Below are 15128 nucleotides of genomic sequence, written 5' to 3'. Positions count from 1 at the left end.
ATGGGCTTGCGGTCAGTCGAGCGCTGCAAATTGCGGGCTGAAGGCACGGTTCAGGATCAGGGCAGCGGCGCCCAGCGTTGCGGTCAGGCGGCCGCATTCGCCCCGGGTCAGCCGGGGGTGCGCGCGTCCGGGGCGGTTGGACACGGAATTTTCGGGCAAGGCCATGCGCGCGATCAGCCGGTCAACAATGCCTTCGGGCAGGGCGCCGCCCAGAATGACGGTTTCCGGGTCAAAAAGGTTCTCGATCATGTGCACTGCTTGCGCGAGGGCGGGCGCGGCAATCGAGATCCATTCATCAAGCACTGCATCGTCCTGGGCGTTCAACGCCGCGAGCGTGTCGAAATCCGGCGCGTCGCGCCCATGCGCGGCGAGCCTGCGCTGCAAGGACAGTCGGCTGGCCACGTCTTCCAGCGCGGCCGTGCCGTCTTTTGTCTGCATACGCAGATGCCCGATTTCACCGGCGTTGCCGAACGCGCCGGCCACCCGTCGGCCCTGGCTGACAAGCCCGAGGCCAATCCCGGTGCCAAAGTAGAGATAAGCATAGTCATCAAGGCCCTGGGCCGCGCCTTTGACCCGCTCTGCCATTGCGGCGGCGTTGGCGTCGTTGTCCAGATCGATCGGCATGCCAAGCGCTTCGGCGAACAGCGCGCGCGCGTCCAGTTCATGCCAGCCGGGCAGATCAGCGGCGGTGCCGGACAGACCCGTCGTCCCGAAAGGGCCCGGCATGACAACTCCGGCGCCCAGAAGCCGAGAGACGGCCTCGGGCTGGGCCTGTTCCATTTCCAGCCGCAGCGCCTGCAATTCGCGGGAAACCGCTTCGGGGCGTGCATCGGTGAGCGCATGGCGCGTGGTCAGCACCGGGCGGCCCGTCAGGTCCAGAACAGCCGCCAGCAGCGCATTGGGGCGCACTTCGACCCCCAGCGCATAGGCACCTTTCGGGTTGATCGCATAAAGCGTGGCGGGCAGGCCGCGCCCGGTGCTGCGTCGGCCGGTTTCCCGGATAAGCCCTTCTTCGACCAGTTCGGCGATGATGTTCGACACGGCCTGAATGGTCAGGCCGCACGCTCGCGACAGCTCGGCGCGGCCCATCTCTCCGGTTGCGTGCACGCGACCAAGTACAAGCCGCCGGTTCAGGCTCTTGGCCCGCTCGGGGCTTGTGTTTTGCGGAGGCAGAATAGACAGCATGGGTCTCAAATAACTCAACGCAGTTGATTACTCAAGTGAATTGACTTATAACGGGCGTCGAGGCCAGCCATACTGGTCCTGAATTGCACGAAAAACATGGGTGCACTGGACGCCCGCCAACGGGAGATGAACCATGATTAAGTCCCTGAGAATGACCGTCCTCGCGGGTCTGGCCAGCTCTGCCGCCGTGTTCGCAACAGCCTCGAACGCCGTCGAGATCGAATATTGGCAGTATTTCTTTGATGCGCGCGTCACCGCGATGGAGCAGCTGATCGAGAATTTCGAGGCGGCAAATCCCGACATTACCGTCAAGATGACCACCTTTCCCTATGCCGATTACCGCACGAAGGTTGCGGCCGCCATTCCCGCAGGTGAGGGGCCGGATGTCGTGCAGCTTTTCTACGGTTGGCTGACCGATTACATCGACGCAGAGCTGATCCAGCCGCTGCCCGAGGCAGAGTTCCCCGCAGCGGATATTGACGCATCCTTCTTCCCGATGGTTCAGGCCATGAAGGTGGATGGCCAGTATTACGCCCTGCCGACTGCCGTTCGCTCGCTGGCGCTGTTTTACAACGAACGCCTGTTCGAAGAGGCCGGGATTGACGGCCCGCCCGCGACGCTGGACGAACTGGTCGAGGACGCCAAGAAGCTGACCAAGAAGGACGGCGCTGGAAACATCACGCAGGTCGGCCTGACCACGGGGATGACGGCGCAGGACCATCACTGGTTCCGCGAGGTCCTGATCCGTCAGTTCGGGGGCGAGCCTTACAAAGACAATTACCGGACGGTGAACTACAACACCGAGGCAGGGCTAAAGGCGCTGCAATATTACGCCGATCTGGAAAAGACGCATGAGGTCACGTCGTCCGGGTTCATGGATGAACCCCAGGCTGCATTCAAGGCGGGGCGCGCGGGGATGCATATTGACGGCTCGTTCCGCATCGGGTCTCTGGCGGATATCCGGGGTCTGAAATGGGGCGTGGCCGAGCTGCCGGTCGGGCCGGATGGCACGGCGTCGAACTATTCCAGCTACTGGGTCAACGCGATCACCACGAAATCCGAGGGTGAGGCCCGCGATGCGGCGGTCAAGTTCATGCAATACGTCACCTCTGACGAGGCGATGCAGGTCTGGCTCGAAGTGGTGGGAGAGCTGCCTGCCAAACCGTCGGTCGGCATGACAGACGAAAACGCCAATGATCCGCTTTTCGGCCCCTTCATTCGCGGGTTGGAGAACGCGCATACCACGATCTTTGCCAATGAAAGCGCACAGCGTCAGGTGTTGGTGGACATGGTGGCGCGCACCGACATTCAGGGCATGCCGCTGGAAGAGAGCCTGGCGCAGGCCGCCGAGGACGAACAGAAAATCCTCGACGAATACTACGCCGACTAAAGCGCCGAAACCGCCCCGCCGCGCCAATATGCGTCGGGGCGCAGGTCGTGCCTGCCACCATGCCTTTCGGGCCATGGTGCGGGCGGACGACACTCAGGCGACACTCAACGGAGCCAAGGGATGACCTTCTACCGTAACCTCACGATCCGGCAAAAACAGATCGCCTGGGCCTGGGCATTTCTGGCTGTCCCAGTGCTGTTCTATGGCATCATCCGGTTCTACCCGACCGGAAATGCCATCCTGATCAGCTTCCAGGACTGGAACTTGCTGGGCGACCGAACGTGGTCGGGGCTGGAGAATTATCGCAAACTCGTCGCTGACCCGGTCTTCTGGAAAGTCTTCAAGAATACCTTTCTATACCTGATCCTGGGGACGCCGATCAGCTTGGTTCTAAGTTTCATCATTGCCTACCAGCTGGACAAAGTGCGGTTCATGCACAGCACCCTTCGGATGCTGTATTTCCTGCCATTCATGACCAGCGCCGTGGCGATGGCGTGGGTGTGGCGCTGGTTCTATCAGCCGGTGCCGACGGGCCTTTTCAACAACCTGCTGGCCCAGCTTGGCATTCCGCAGATCGCGTTCCTGAACTCCACCACCAACGCGCTGCCTTCGGTTCTGGCGCCAGCGGTCTGGGCAGGCCTCGGGTTCCAGATCATCATCTTCATGGCCGGGCTGCGCGCGATCCCCGTAAGCTACTATGAGGCCGCACGGATCGATGGGGTGGGCTGGTGGACCCAGCTGACGCAGATCACCATTCCTTTGCTTCGGCCGACCATCGTGTTCATCGTCGTGTTCAGCTCCATCGGGTTCCTGCGGATTTTCGACCACGTCTACAACATGACGACGAACAATCCGGGCGGGCCGCTCAACGCGACCAAACCACTGGTCCTGATGATTTACGGCACGGCCTTCAACGATTTTGACATGGGCTATGCGGCCGCGCAAACCGTGGTGCTGTTCGTGATCCTGCTGATTGTCAGCCTGCTTCAGCTGCGCCTGCTAAGGAGCGAGTGACATGACCGCCGCCCCAGACCTGCCCGATCAGGCCCGACCGACCTCTGATGCGCTGTTCAGGGCCAGCCCGTCGCGGCGTCCGCGCAACATGGGTCAGACCATCCGCTGGCTGCTGTTGTTCGCAGGCGGGATCGCGATGGTCATGCCCATTGCCTACATGATCTCGACATCGCTGAAATGGCCCCACGAAGTCTACAACGTGAACCTCATCCCCGAGGAACCCATGATCGAGAATTACACCTATGTTCTGGAGGATGGGCGCTTTTACCTGTGGTTCTGGAACTCGCTGTTCATTGCGACGATCACCACAGTGGCAAACCTCTTTTTTGACAGCCTTGTGGGCTACACCCTGTGCAAATTCCGCTTTCCGGGCCGGAAACTGGTGTTCATCGCGATCCTGTCAACACTGATGATCCCGACCGAGATGCTGGTGATCCCGTGGTACCTGATGAGCCAGAGTTTCGGTTGGCTGGACAGCTATTGGGGGATCATGTTTCCGGGGCTTATGACGGCCTTTGGCACCTTCCTGATGAAGCAGTTTTTCGAAAGCGTGCCCGACGATTTCATCGAGGCTGCACGCATTGACGGGCTCAATGAGCTTCAGATCTGGTGGACAGTGGCGATGCCGTTGGTGAAACCCGCATTGGCGGCGCTGGCGATCTTTGTCTTTCTTGGCAACTGGACGGCCTTCCTGTGGCCACTGATTGTCACGAATTCAACCGATATGTACACGCTGCCCGTGGGTCTATCGAGCTTTGGGGACGAGGCCGATGTCGCATGGGAGCTCATCATGACGGGGGCGGCGATCTCGACCATCCCGACGCTGATCGTCTTTCTCATCTTCCAGCGGTTCATCATTCGTGGGGTTGTCATGGCGGGGCTCAAAGGATGACGGACACTTCGAAATTTCCCGATCCCGTCTACCGAGACACGGTGCTGGCACCGCTGTTCGAAGGGGTGAAGACGCATTTCGCCGGGCATATGGATGCGATCAACCGCGCGCATCTGGTGATGCTGCTGGAAACCGGGATCCTGTCGCCAGAGGACGGCGCGCGGATTGCCGATGCGCTGCGCGCGATTGCCGATGACACGGATATCGCCGCGCTCACCTATACGGGCGAGCACGAGGATTACTTCTTTCTCGTCGAGGCAGAGCTGCGGGACCGATTGGGCGATCTTGGCGGCGCGTTGCACACGGCACGTTCGCGCAATGACATGGACCACACGCTCTTCAAGATGGAGCTGCGCCGCCGTGCCGAGGGGTTGCAGAACCAGTTGCTGACCCTTGCAGAGGCTGTCGCCGCCAAGGCACGCGCCGAGGCCGAGACATTGATCGTGGCCTACACCCATGGCCAGCCTGCCCAACCCACCACGTTCGGCCATTATCTATGCGCCGCGCTGGAGGTGATCCTGCGCGATGCCGCGCGGCTTGATGCCGCCATAGACGGGTTGGAGCATTGCCCGATGGGGGCTGCCGCGATCACCACGTCGGGCTTTCCCATCGACCGCGCGCGCATGGCCGATCTGTTAGGGTTCGACGGGCCGCTGGTCAACAGCTATGGCTGTATTGCCAGCGTCGATTACGTCACCGGGCTTTATTCCGCGGTGAAGCTGGTCTTTGTCCATCTGGGCCGGGTAATACAGGATATGGCCTTCTGGTCCAGTTTCGAGGTCGGGCAGCTTTACGTGCCCAACAGCCTTGTCCAGATCAGCTCGATCATGCCGCAAAAGCGCAACCCCGTGCCGATAGAGCATATGCGCCATCTGGCCAGCGTGACTGCGGGGCGCTGCGATATGGTGGTCAACACCATGCACAACACACCCTTTACCGACATGAACGACAGCGAAGGTGAAGTGCAGCAGGCCGGTTATGCCGCCTTTGGCAGCGGTGGCCGGGTGCTGGAGCTGCTGGCCACGTTCCTGTCATCCTGCTCGATCCGCGCGGACCGTGTTGCCGCGAACATGGATGCCGCCTGTGTCACAATCACCGAACTGGCCGATACGCTGGTGCGCGACGAGGGGCTGAGCTTTCGACAGGCCCACGAAATCGCCGCCGCCACGGCGCGTGCGGTCATCGCCCGGCATGCGCCCCTGCGCGAGGGATTTTCCGCCTTCCGCGAGGCCTTCGCCGATCTGGCCGGGCACGCGCCGGATCTGGAAGAGGCGGGCTTTCGTATCGCTGTGGCGCCCGAAACCTTCGTCGCCCGACGCAACAGAACCGGCGGACCCGCACCTGCCGCGCTGCAATCCGCGCTGGCGGATTACACCGAAACGCTCGCGGGTCTGCGCGCCGCCGCCCAATCACGCACGACGCGCCGACGCGAGGCCACGACGCGGCTCGACGACGCATTCGCCGCCCTGACGGAGACCTGAGCATGGCCCAACTCGCATTGAGAAACCTGGTAAAGCGCTACGGTTCGACCGAAGTTCTGCACGGGATCAACCTCGAGGTCGCCGACGGAGAGTTCGTCGTTTTCGTCGGACCGTCAGGCTGTGGCAAGTCCACGACGCTGCGGATGATCGCAGGGCTCGAAGAGGTCAGCGATGGCGTCATCGAGATTGGCGGGCGCGAGGTGAACCACCTGGAACCCAAGGAACGCGACATTGCGATGGTGTTTCAGAACTACGCCATTTACCCGCATATGAGCGTCCGGAAAAACATCGCCTTCGGGCTGCGCTCCTCCAAGATGTCCAAACCCGACAAGGCAAGGCGCATCGAAGAGGTGGCAGGCATCCTGAGTATGACGGAGCTGTTGGAACGCAAGCCCAGCCAGCTTTCAGGGGGGCAACGTCAGCGCGTCGCGATCGGCCGGGCAATGGTGCGCGATCCCTCCGTCTTTCTGTTTGACGAGCCGCTGTCAAACCTTGATGCCCAGCTTCGCACCCAGATGCGTCTGGAGATTAAGAAACTGCATCAACGCGTTGGCAACACGATTGTTTTCGTGACACATGACCAGGTCGAAGCGATGACAATGGCGGACCGTATCGTCATCATGAAAGATGGCCGGATCCAGCAGGTGGGCACGCCGGACGAGGTCTACCACCGGCCGCAGAACACCTTTGTCGCCCGGTTCATCGGCGCGCCTTCGATGAATATGCTTGATGCGGAAATGAGCGACGGGCGGGTGATCATGCCGCAGGGGCAGGCGATCCAGCTTGGTGGCTTGACCACGGCACAGCCCGGCCGGATCACGCTGGGGGTCAGGCCCGACGATCTTGTTCCCGTCGAGTCCGATATGCTGATACAGGGCAAGGTCACGGTACGCGAACCACTTGGGTCGGAAACCCTGATCTATGTCGACACGCCGGGTGGCGAGATCGTGGTGAAGGCCGATGGCCGCAAGCCGCCCGCGGTTGGCGAGGTTGTGCGACTTGGTGCCGACCCAGCCAATCTGCATGTCTTCGACCGCGAAACGGGGATGGTGCTGAGGTGACACCCAACATGCCCGCAAGACCGGACAGACGGGGCCGGGTGCTTTGTGTCGGTCGGCTGTATTGCGATCTCGTCTTTACCGGGGTGCCACGGCTGCCGACCCTGGGGACCGAGGTCTTTGCAGACGGCCTGAACCTGCATGCTGGTGGCGGTGCCTTCATCACGGCGGTAACTCTGGCTGCGCTTGGTCGTGATGCCGCGCTCGCTGCGTTGGTCCCGGCGGAACCATTCGGCAATGCCGTGCTGGCCGAGATTGAACGCGCGAATGTGGATCGCATGCTGTGCAAACCCGCTGCTGCGGGTGCCCCGCCGCAGGTAACCGTGGCGATGGCCTCGGGCGGGGACCGGGCGTTCCTGACGCATAATAGCGGCGCCGCCTTGCCCGCGCTTGATGCCGGGTCGCTGCGTGCCTCTGGCGCAGGTCATTTGCATATCGGCGAAATGCGCACGCTCAAAGAGGTTCCCAGCCTGATCGAAGACGCCCGCAGCGCAGGGATGACGATCTCACTTGATTGCGGGTGGGATGACAATGTGGACCGCAGCGTTTCGGATCTGATCGCGGCGGTCGATGTGTTTCTTCCCAATCAGGAAGAGGCCCGGCGGCTCGACAGGCTTGGGATCGGGACCGATGTCGCGCCGTTGACGGTGGTAAAGCGCGGCGCGGATGGCGCACTGGCAATCCGTGGCACGCAACGAGCGGAGGTGTCCGGCATCCGCGTTAACGTCGTCGACTCCACGGGTGCGGGGGACGCGTTCAATGCGGGGTTTCTGGACCGCTGGCTTGACGGTGCGCCGCTTGATGCCTGCCTTGCCGAGGGCAATGCCTGCGGGGCTGCTGCGGTTCAGGCCACGGGGGGCACCGGCGGCCTGTCCACATTGCGGCCGCGAAAGCGAAGCGATGTTCCCATTGAATCCTGACCGAGGCGCCGTCCTGCCACGACGCGCGAAAAGAAAGACCTGAGATGACCAAGGTTACCATGATGCGCCGCGAGATCGACGAGATCCCGGTTGCCGCGGCCCGCCTTTACAAAGACGACGCACAGGCGGAGTTTGCGCAAGTTGCCGCGAGGATCATTGCCCGCGACCCGGCTGTCGTCCTGACCATCGCGCGCGGCTCGTCTGATCATGCGGCCACCTGCCTGAAATACGCCACCGAAATCCTGATGGGAATCCCGGTCGCCTCGCTTGGGCCCTCCGTGGCGTCCATCTATGGCGGTGCGCTTCATTTGCAACAGGGTGTCACTATCGCCATCAGCCAATCGGGGCGGAGCCTTGATCTGGTTTCCGCGACAGAGGCCTGCGCTGCGGGGGGCGCAGAGGCGGTCGTGTTGACCAACAACCCCGACAGTCCGCTTGGTTTGTCCTCCAGATCCACAGTCGATCTGCGCGCAGGTCCGGAAAAGGCTGTCGCGGCCACGAAAAGTTTCGTGAACTCCGTCCTTGCCGGGCTGTGGCTTCTGGCGCATTGGCGCAACGACGCGAATTTGAAAGACGCCTTGCGGGCGATGCCAGAGCGGTTCGAGGCTGCAAAATCCGTCGAATGGAACGCGCTTTCGGCAGATTTGGCGAGGATTGACCGCCTGTTCGTGCTTGGGCGCGGTCCCGGCCTTGGGGTCGCAGGCGAGGTCGCGCTCAAGGCGATGGAGCTTTGCAAAATTCAGGCCTCCGGTTATTCGGCCGCCGAGGTTTTGCATGGGCCCGCACGCGTTCTGACGGCTGGTTTCCCTGTTCTGGCTCTAGGTGGGCACGCGGAGCCGGGTCTAAGTCAGGCACTGGAAAAACTCGCATCCCAGGGTGCCTATCTCATCGCGGAACCGGGAATTGCCAGCCCGGCAGAGGAGACGCCGGTTGCGCGCCTTCTTGACCGGCTCGTGCAGCTCGTCCCGATCTACTACGCGCTCGAAGCTGCGGCGCGTGCGCGTGGGTCTGATCCTGACAGGCCGGAATTCCTCAGCAAGGAAACCGTGACCATGTAGGGCTCTCTCGGGCATCTTTGGCTGGGAGGACGTGCCTAACAGCCGCTGTTATGTCAGCCGCCTTGGGCACTGGCCTCTTGCGGGTCGGGTTCGTGCAGCAGTTCCGACAGCCGCGCGGCGGACTGTTTAAGCCGGTCGACATGGTCGATGGCGTCGCCAATCGACAGCCGCAATTCGGGGGCGTGAAAGGACAGAGTCGACACCAGCCGACCGTTGCTGTCCAGAATCGGGACGGCAACGGCAACCATGTCTGCCATGAATTCCTTGTCGTCAGTGGCATAACCGCGTTCGCGGATCGCAACGGCCTCTTCGATCAGCGCTTCGGGATCGGTGATCGTCTTGTCGGTCAGCGGGTCCAGCTTTGCGGTAAGGGCGTAGTTGCGCAGATGGCGTCGGTCTAGGCTGCTGAGATACATCTTGCCGCCCGCGGTGCAGTAAAACGGCACGCGCGTACCAACCGACAGCTGAATGCGCAGCGGCCACTTGGTTTCCACACGGTCGAGATAGACCATCGCATCGCGGTCAGGGATCGAGATATTGCTCGTCTCGCCGATCTCTTCGGCCAGTTGGGCAAGGATTGCGATACGGGCCGTCCGGATGCGCAGCGATGACAGGATGCCGGTAGACATCTTGCGCACGCGCTGACCGGGGGAATACCCCCGGCCGTCAATCTCGCGCTGGATGAAGCCTTCCGTCTCCAGCGTTGTGAACAGGCGGTGGATTGTGGGCTTAGGCAGGCCGAGCTTCTGGTTGACCTCGGTTGGTGTTACCGGAACGCCGGCCTCTGCCATCGCTTCGAGAACCAACAGCAAGCGAAGGTTGGTTGGGATCGCGCTTTCCTTGCCATCATCACCTGCCATGTCAGTTCCTCGTTACCTTACCAATTCTGCAATTTATCCTTTCGGAATGAGAATTGTCGAGAGAGCGGGTACCATCGCCACGATAAGCCACACTGTCACCAGTGCCAGCAGGTAGAACATCGCGTATCGCAGCAGGCGGAAATAGGGCACGCCCGTCACGCCCGAGGCCACATAAAGGTTCAGCCCGTAGGGCGGGGTGATGAACCCGATGGAGGCACCGACAAGGAAGATCACGCCGAACTGCACCGGCTCCACCCCGACGGAATGGGCGATGGGGGCAAGGATCGGTGCGAGGATGATCGTGACCGGCAGGCTTTCCAGCACCATGCCCGCGACAAAGACGATCGCCATGGAGGTGAACAGCACCGCGTAATAGCCGCCCATGCCACGCACGAAATCGCCGATAATCTCTTGTGCGCCCAGAACCGAGAGGATCTGTTGCATCACCACCGACACCGCAATCAGCGGCGCGAGGATCCCGGTGATCTGCGCAGAGCGCATGGTGATCGAGGGCAGCTCCAGCGGGCCGAAACCCTTGACGACCAGGTATTCAGAGATCTTGCGCTCGCGGAAATCGCGGTCTTCGGAAGGGCGGCCCATCATCGCGTAGAGAGGCAGGCTGAGAAAGCCCACGATGATGCAGAACCCCACCGTGACCCCGGCCGCCTCTGTCGGAGAGAACTTGCCCGTATAGATGCCCCAAAGCACCAGTCCGATGGCAAAGAACCCCAGCCATGCGCCGATTGCGGTTTTGACGATGCGGCCCAGCTCCAGCCGGATCAGGTGGCCCCAGCCGTTGACCGTGCAGATGATGAAGGCGACCAGCATCATGGCGGCCACCATCATCGCGCCCGGAATGATCCCGGCCACGAACAGTTCCGAGATCGGCAGGTTCAGCAGGAAGCCGTAGACAATGAAGATGATCGACGGCGGGATGATGATCCCTACGGTGCCGCCCGCGGCGGCAGTGGCGGCAGAGAAGCGTTCGTCATAACCGCCCTTGACCATCTCGGGGTGCAGCATCGACCCGATTGTCGCGGTGGTGGCAGAGTTTGACCCGGAAATCGCGGCAAAAAGCCCGCAAGCGCCAAGCGACGCCATGGCAAGGCCGCCGCGCAGCCAGCCCAGAAGGGAATAGGCGAAATCCGAAAGCCGCCGGGCGATGCCCGACTGGTTGATCAGATCACCCGTCAGGATGAAAAGCGGCATCGCCAGCAGGGCGAAGCCGTCGGTGAACACGTCGGCAAGCGCCGCACCGGTATTGATCAGCGGCATGCCGAGCACGAAGCTCATGCCGATGACCCAGTAGCCGATCACGAGAAAGACCGGCACGCCAAGCATGAACAGGAAGGTCACGCAAAGCGAGATTGCAATGGTCCAGGATCCGTCAGTCATTCTCTTTCCCTCAATCCGCGCCGATGGCCATGGGGGCGATCATCTCGCCGCCACCGCGCAGGTTTTTCAGATCCTCCAGCCAGTTCTCCATCGCGCGCGCCGCGATCAGCAGAAAGCTGAGCGGTACGCTGACGAGAAACCACCACTGAAGGACGTTGTCGGTACCCAGCAGGATCTGGAAATTCGCGGCAGAGTTGGCGGCGACCTGCGTGGAGGTCACGATGACGATCCAGGAAAAGCCGATCCAAAGGACCGCATCAAGCGTGAGACACAGAAATTGCAGCCCGCGTGGCATGTTCACGCGAAACTCCGCAAAGGCCAGATGGGACCGCAGCTTTACATTATAGGCACAGCCCGCCCAGGTCATGATCAGGAACAGGAAGGGCGGCAGGGTTGTCGACCACGGGGCCTGCATGTTGAGGACGAACCGCCGGAACACCTCTACGAAAATAATCGCGCCAATGAGCAGGTAGGTGGAGACCATCACGGTGGATTCAAGCTTGCGTTCGATCCAGGGTATGTAGCGATAGAGCAGCAGGAAGAATGCGCCGCCCAACAGCGTGGCGATCCCGCCCAGAACCCAAGCGGCATTTGTTTTCAGGGATTCGCTGATCATCCAGGCGTCATTGGACAGGACAGCGCGGATGATTTCGACGATGTCGCTTGTAATAGTTGGCATTCCGTCTTCTCCTCGGGACAGGTCAGTGCGTGGCAGGTGTGAAGGGTGACGCAGATCTCCCGGCGCCGGATCGTTGCCCGGCACCGGGATGCAACGTGGTCAGCCTTTCCACCAGCGGCGAGGTTCGACATTTTCGGGCTTCATATCGGGGGGAACCTGACGCGCGACGCGGTGCAATTCGGTATAGGTGTCCAGGCCGCCGGCCCATTTGTTCAACCGCTCACGCCATTGCTCCCAAGGCTCCGGGTTGTGCTCTGGCGCGCACATTTCCTCGGCCATCCTGATCTGGTCATCGGCAAGGAAGGCAGGTCGTACGCCGTGTTCGTCGAACAGCGTGCCCGGCAGAACGGGATCCGAAAAACCGACAGTCTTGATCAGCGCGGCCTCGTTCGCCGCCTGAACATGAACCTGTGCAAGATAGGCCGATTCCATCACTGCGTCCTGCAAATGGCCATCGAGGCTGTCAAAGACCTTTGCAGACATGGAAGTATGTTCGGTCCCGCAGAAGAACCGCAGGTCCACCGATTGCGTCACGACGGGCGACATGTTGGCGTAGCCCACCGCGGAGGCCCATGTCTCGGCGCCGTCGATCAGGCCAGTCTTCAGCCCGTCGAGCGTTTCCTCCCAGGCCACCGGCACCGGATTGAGGTTGAGAAGCTGCATCGCGATCCGGCCCAGCTGCGTGCCGGTGACGCGGTTCTTGGTGCCAAAAAGCTCTTCGAGCTTTGTCACGGTCGGGCGGTCGGCAAAAGACGCGCCCATCTGAAGACCGCGCAATTCGCAATGGCTGAAGAGAAATTTCAACCCGTGACGCTTTTCCAGCGGGTCGCGCAGGATGGCGTTGGATTCCGGGCTGTAGAGGAAATGATACTGCGAGGCCCGGCCCGGAAAGACATAGGCATAGTCGAGCACGTTGAGATAGGGCGCGCCACCGGCCGAGTTCTGGGTTGAGGCGGCATAGATGTCGACGATGCCGTTCTGGGTCTTTTCCACGCAGGACAGCTGACCACAGATCTGGTTGTCACCGATGAATTCCACGCGGATTTCACCGTCGGTGCGCTCTTCGAGGTCGCGGGCGAATTCCAGACAGCCGGCACGCTCGATCATCAGGTTGCGCGCGTTAAAGCCCGACGCACCGAATTTCAGCGTGTGCCTGGCCTCTTTCTTGAAGCGCTTTTCATAGGTCGATTCGGCCGCTGCCGCGAGGTTTGGCAGCGTCACCAGCCCGCCCAGCCCGCCAAGACCAAGAACGGTGGATGACAGCCCGTAACGCCCGGCAACCTTGAAGAAATCTCTGCGGGAAACGCCCTGCAGCTTGTCTGATATTTTCATGAACTTCTCCTCCTACGTTCATAAAATTGCATTAATGAGACTTGCAGTATCATTTTTAATCACATATGGATGGTGACGCAAGGAAAACTTGCAAGGCAGATTTCAGGGCTTTGGGAGGACCCGCTCGATGCAGACAAAGCAGGCCGATTACATCGTCGTAGGGGGAGGTTCTGCCGGGTGTGTGCTGGCGAATCGCCTCAGCAAGGACCCGGCGAATCGGGTTGTGTTGCTGGAGGCAGGGCCGCGTGACTGGAACCCGTGGATCCATGTGCCGGTCGGCTATTTCAAGACGATGCACAACCCGAGCGTCGACTGGTGCTACCGCACCGAGGCTGACAAGGGACTCAATGGGCGGTCCATCGATTGGCCGCGCGGCAAGGTGCTTGGCGGGTCTTCTTCGCTGAACGGATTGCTCTATGTGCGGGGTCAGAAGGAAGATTATGACCGCTGGCGGCAGATGGGCAACGAGGGCTGGGGTTGGGACGATGTTCTGCCGCTGTTCAAACGCTCTGAAAGGCAAGAACGCGGCGCAGATGAATTCCACGGCACGGATGGCGAGCTGTCAGTGTCGAACATGCGCCTGCAACGGCCCATCTGCGATGCCTGGGTCGCCGCGGCGCAGGCGGCAGGCTATCCGTTCAACCCCGATTACAACGGGGCCACGCAGGAAGGTGTGGGGTATTTCCAGCTGACCACGCGCAACGGCCGCCGGTGCAGTTCGGCCGTGGCCTTTCTCAACCCCGCTCGCAGACGCAAAAACCTTGAGATCATCACCAAGGCGCAGGTCAGCCGCGTGATCGTAAAGGACGGCCGCGCCACAGGCGTCAGCTATATTGATGCAGGCGGCAAACCCCAATCGGTCACCTGCACGCGAGAGGTCATCCTGTCCTCGGGCGCCATCGGCTCGCCGCATATCCTGATGCTGTCAGGCATCGGCGAGGCCGAGCAGCTTCGCGACAATGGCATCGAGGTCATTCGCGATCTGCCCGCCGTGGGAAAGAACATGCAGGATCACCTGCAGGCGCGGCTGGTCTTCAAATGCAACGAACCCACGCTGAACGACGAGGTGCGCTCGCTCTTCAATCAGGCTCGGATCGCCGCGAAATACGCGTTGTTCCGCGCAGGTCCGATGACGATGGCCGCAAGCTTGGCTGTCGGGTTCATGAAAACCGGCCCGCATGTCGACACACCGGACATCCAGTTCCATGTGCAGCCATGGTCCGCCGACAGTCCCGGCGAGGGCGTGCATCCGTTTTCGGCCTTCACCATGTCGGTCTGCCAGTTGCGACCCGAAAGCCGGGGCGAGATCACCCTGACCGGCAATGACCCGCGCAACTACCCCAGGATACACCCCAACTACCTCGCGACAGAGCTTGACTGCCGTACCATCGTGGAGGGCGTGAAGATTGCCCGCCGCATCGCGCGGGAACAGCCGCTGGACTCCAAGATCGCCGAAGAATTCCGACCGACCAGAGATCTCGATCTGGACGACTACGACGGCACGCTCGACTGGGCGCGCAGCCATTCGTCCTCGATCTATCACCCCACCGGCACGTGCAAGATGGGGCAGGGACCGGGCACGGTCGTTGACGCCCGCCTTCGCGTGCACGGCATTCGGGGCCTGCGGGTCGCGGATTGTTCGATCATGCCCGAGATCGTCAGCGGAAATACCAATGCTCCGGCCATCATGATCGGAGAAAAGGCCAGCGACATTATCCTCGAGGATCGCGCCTGAGCCGGATTACGAGCCAGAATAGACACTTACACCCAGGAGGGACGACGATGAAGATGACGACGGAAGAGGCGTTTGTTAAGGTGCTTCAGTTGCATGGGATTGAGCATGCGTTTGGGATTATCGGGTCAG

Annotated in this window: 13 protein-coding genes; 8 read left to right on the top strand and 5 right to left on the bottom strand. The window is 61.3% G+C overall.

The annotated features are described in order from the left end of the window. Positions 1–12 precede the first annotated feature (12 nt). Positions 13–1185, bottom strand: coding sequence for an ROK family transcriptional regulator (locus EDD52_RS21740; RefSeq protein WP_132248731.1), 1173 nt, complete (start codon positions 1183–1185; stop codon positions 13–15). A 133-nt stretch (positions 1186–1318) separates the two neighbouring features. On the opposite strand from EDD52_RS21740, the gene EDD52_RS21735 reads away from it, so the two are divergent. From EDD52_RS21735 to EDD52_RS21705, 7 genes are all read left to right on the top strand, one after another. Further along, positions 1319–2575 carry an extracellular solute-binding protein gene (locus EDD52_RS21735; protein WP_132248730.1) on the top strand — a complete coding sequence of 419 codons (1257 nt, stop codon included), beginning with the start codon at positions 1319–1321 and terminating at the stop codon, positions 2573–2575. 120 nt (positions 2576–2695) lie between these two features. Further along, positions 2696–3589 carry a carbohydrate ABC transporter permease gene (locus tag EDD52_RS21730; protein ID WP_132248729.1) on the top strand — a complete coding sequence of 298 codons (894 nt, stop codon included), beginning with the start codon at positions 2696–2698 and terminating at the stop codon, positions 3587–3589. A 1-nt stretch (position 3590) separates the two neighbouring features. After that, positions 3591–4481: a carbohydrate ABC transporter permease gene (locus tag EDD52_RS21725; protein ID WP_132248728.1), complete on the top strand. Its 891-nt coding sequence runs from the start codon at positions 3591–3593 to the stop codon at positions 4479–4481. After that, positions 4478–5962: an argininosuccinate lyase gene (gene argH / locus EDD52_RS21720; protein ID WP_132248727.1), complete on the top strand. Its 1485-nt coding sequence runs from the start codon at positions 4478–4480 to the stop codon at positions 5960–5962. Before EDD52_RS21725 ends, argH begins: the two co-directional genes overlap by 4 nt. A gap of 2 nt (positions 5963–5964) precedes the next feature. Then, a complete protein-coding gene (locus EDD52_RS21715; protein WP_132248726.1) occupies positions 5965–7023 on the top strand; it encodes an ABC transporter ATP-binding protein in 1059 nt (352 codons plus the stop codon). Positions 7024–7031: 8 nt separating this feature from the next. After that, positions 7032–7940, top strand: coding sequence for a carbohydrate kinase family protein (locus EDD52_RS21710; protein ID WP_132248725.1), 909 nt, complete (start codon positions 7032–7034; stop codon positions 7938–7940). A gap of 44 nt (positions 7941–7984) precedes the next feature. After that, entirely contained in the window at positions 7985–8998 is a 1014-nt protein-coding gene (locus EDD52_RS21705) for an SIS domain-containing protein (protein WP_132248724.1), read from the top strand. A gap of 53 nt (positions 8999–9051) precedes the next feature. Here EDD52_RS21705 and EDD52_RS21700 read toward each other — a convergent pair whose 3' ends face one another. The 4 genes from EDD52_RS21700 to EDD52_RS21685 form a co-directional block, all read right to left on the bottom strand. After that, entirely contained in the window at positions 9052–9858 is an 807-nt protein-coding gene (locus EDD52_RS21700; RefSeq protein WP_132248723.1) for an IclR family transcriptional regulator, read from the bottom strand. A 33-nt stretch (positions 9859–9891) separates the two neighbouring features. After that, a complete protein-coding gene (locus EDD52_RS21695) occupies positions 9892–11253 on the bottom strand; it encodes a TRAP transporter large permease (protein WP_132248722.1) in 1362 nt (453 codons plus the stop codon). 10 nt (positions 11254–11263) lie between these two features. Continuing rightward, complete coding sequence (locus tag EDD52_RS21690) at positions 11264–11932, bottom strand: TRAP transporter small permease (protein ID WP_132248721.1); 669 nt, start codon at positions 11930–11932, stop codon at positions 11264–11266. A 99-nt stretch (positions 11933–12031) separates the two neighbouring features. Then, a complete protein-coding gene (locus EDD52_RS21685) occupies positions 12032–13264 on the bottom strand; it encodes a TRAP transporter substrate-binding protein (protein WP_132248720.1) in 1233 nt (410 codons plus the stop codon). Positions 13265–13391: 127 nt separating this feature from the next. Here EDD52_RS21685 and EDD52_RS21680 point away from each other — a divergent pair, with 127 nt between their 5' ends. Next, positions 13392–14999 carry a GMC family oxidoreductase gene (locus EDD52_RS21680; protein WP_132248719.1) on the top strand — a complete coding sequence of 536 codons (1608 nt, stop codon included), beginning with the start codon at positions 13392–13394 and terminating at the stop codon, positions 14997–14999. Positions 15000–15128 lie beyond the last annotated feature (129 nt).

This window comes from Primorskyibacter sedentarius (genome assembly GCF_004342065.1).
In the GTDB taxonomy this organism is placed as follows: domain Bacteria; phylum Pseudomonadota; class Alphaproteobacteria; order Rhodobacterales; family Rhodobacteraceae; genus Primorskyibacter; species Primorskyibacter sedentarius.
This window is presented reverse-complemented; position numbering and strand designations above follow the sequence as displayed.

Bases quoted from the DNA above. Each gene is read 5' to 3' on its own strand.
- EDD52_RS21740 (WP_132248731.1), bottom strand. From the start codon at position 1,185: ATGCTGTCTATTCTGCCTCCGCAAAACACAAGCCCCGAGCGGGCCAAG.
- EDD52_RS21735 (WP_132248730.1), top strand. From the start codon at position 1,319: ATGATTAAGTCCCTGAGAATGACCGTCCTCGCGGGTCTGGCCAGCTCT.
- EDD52_RS21730 (WP_132248729.1), top strand. From the start codon at position 2,696: ATGACCTTCTACCGTAACCTCACGATCCGGCAAAAACAGATCGCCTGG.
- EDD52_RS21725 (WP_132248728.1), top strand. From the start codon at position 3,591: ATGACCGCCGCCCCAGACCTGCCCGATCAGGCCCGACCGACCTCTGAT.
- argH (WP_132248727.1), top strand. From the start codon at position 4,478: ATGACGGACACTTCGAAATTTCCCGATCCCGTCTACCGAGACACGGTG.
- EDD52_RS21715 (WP_132248726.1), top strand. From the start codon at position 5,965: ATGGCCCAACTCGCATTGAGAAACCTGGTAAAGCGCTACGGTTCGACC.
- EDD52_RS21710 (WP_132248725.1), top strand. From the start codon at position 7,032: ATGCCCGCAAGACCGGACAGACGGGGCCGGGTGCTTTGTGTCGGTCGG.
- EDD52_RS21705 (WP_132248724.1), top strand. From the start codon at position 7,985: ATGACCAAGGTTACCATGATGCGCCGCGAGATCGACGAGATCCCGGTT.
- EDD52_RS21700 (WP_132248723.1), bottom strand. From the start codon at position 9,858: ATGGCAGGTGATGATGGCAAGGAAAGCGCGATCCCAACCAACCTTCGC.
- EDD52_RS21695 (WP_132248722.1), bottom strand. From the start codon at position 11,253: ATGACTGACGGATCCTGGACCATTGCAATCTCGCTTTGCGTGACCTTC.
- EDD52_RS21690 (WP_132248721.1), bottom strand. From the start codon at position 11,932: ATGCCAACTATTACAAGCGACATCGTCGAAATCATCCGCGCTGTCCTG.
- EDD52_RS21685 (WP_132248720.1), bottom strand. From the start codon at position 13,264: ATGAAAATATCAGACAAGCTGCAGGGCGTTTCCCGCAGAGATTTCTTC.
- EDD52_RS21680 (WP_132248719.1), top strand. From the start codon at position 13,392: ATGCAGACAAAGCAGGCCGATTACATCGTCGTAGGGGGAGGTTCTGCC.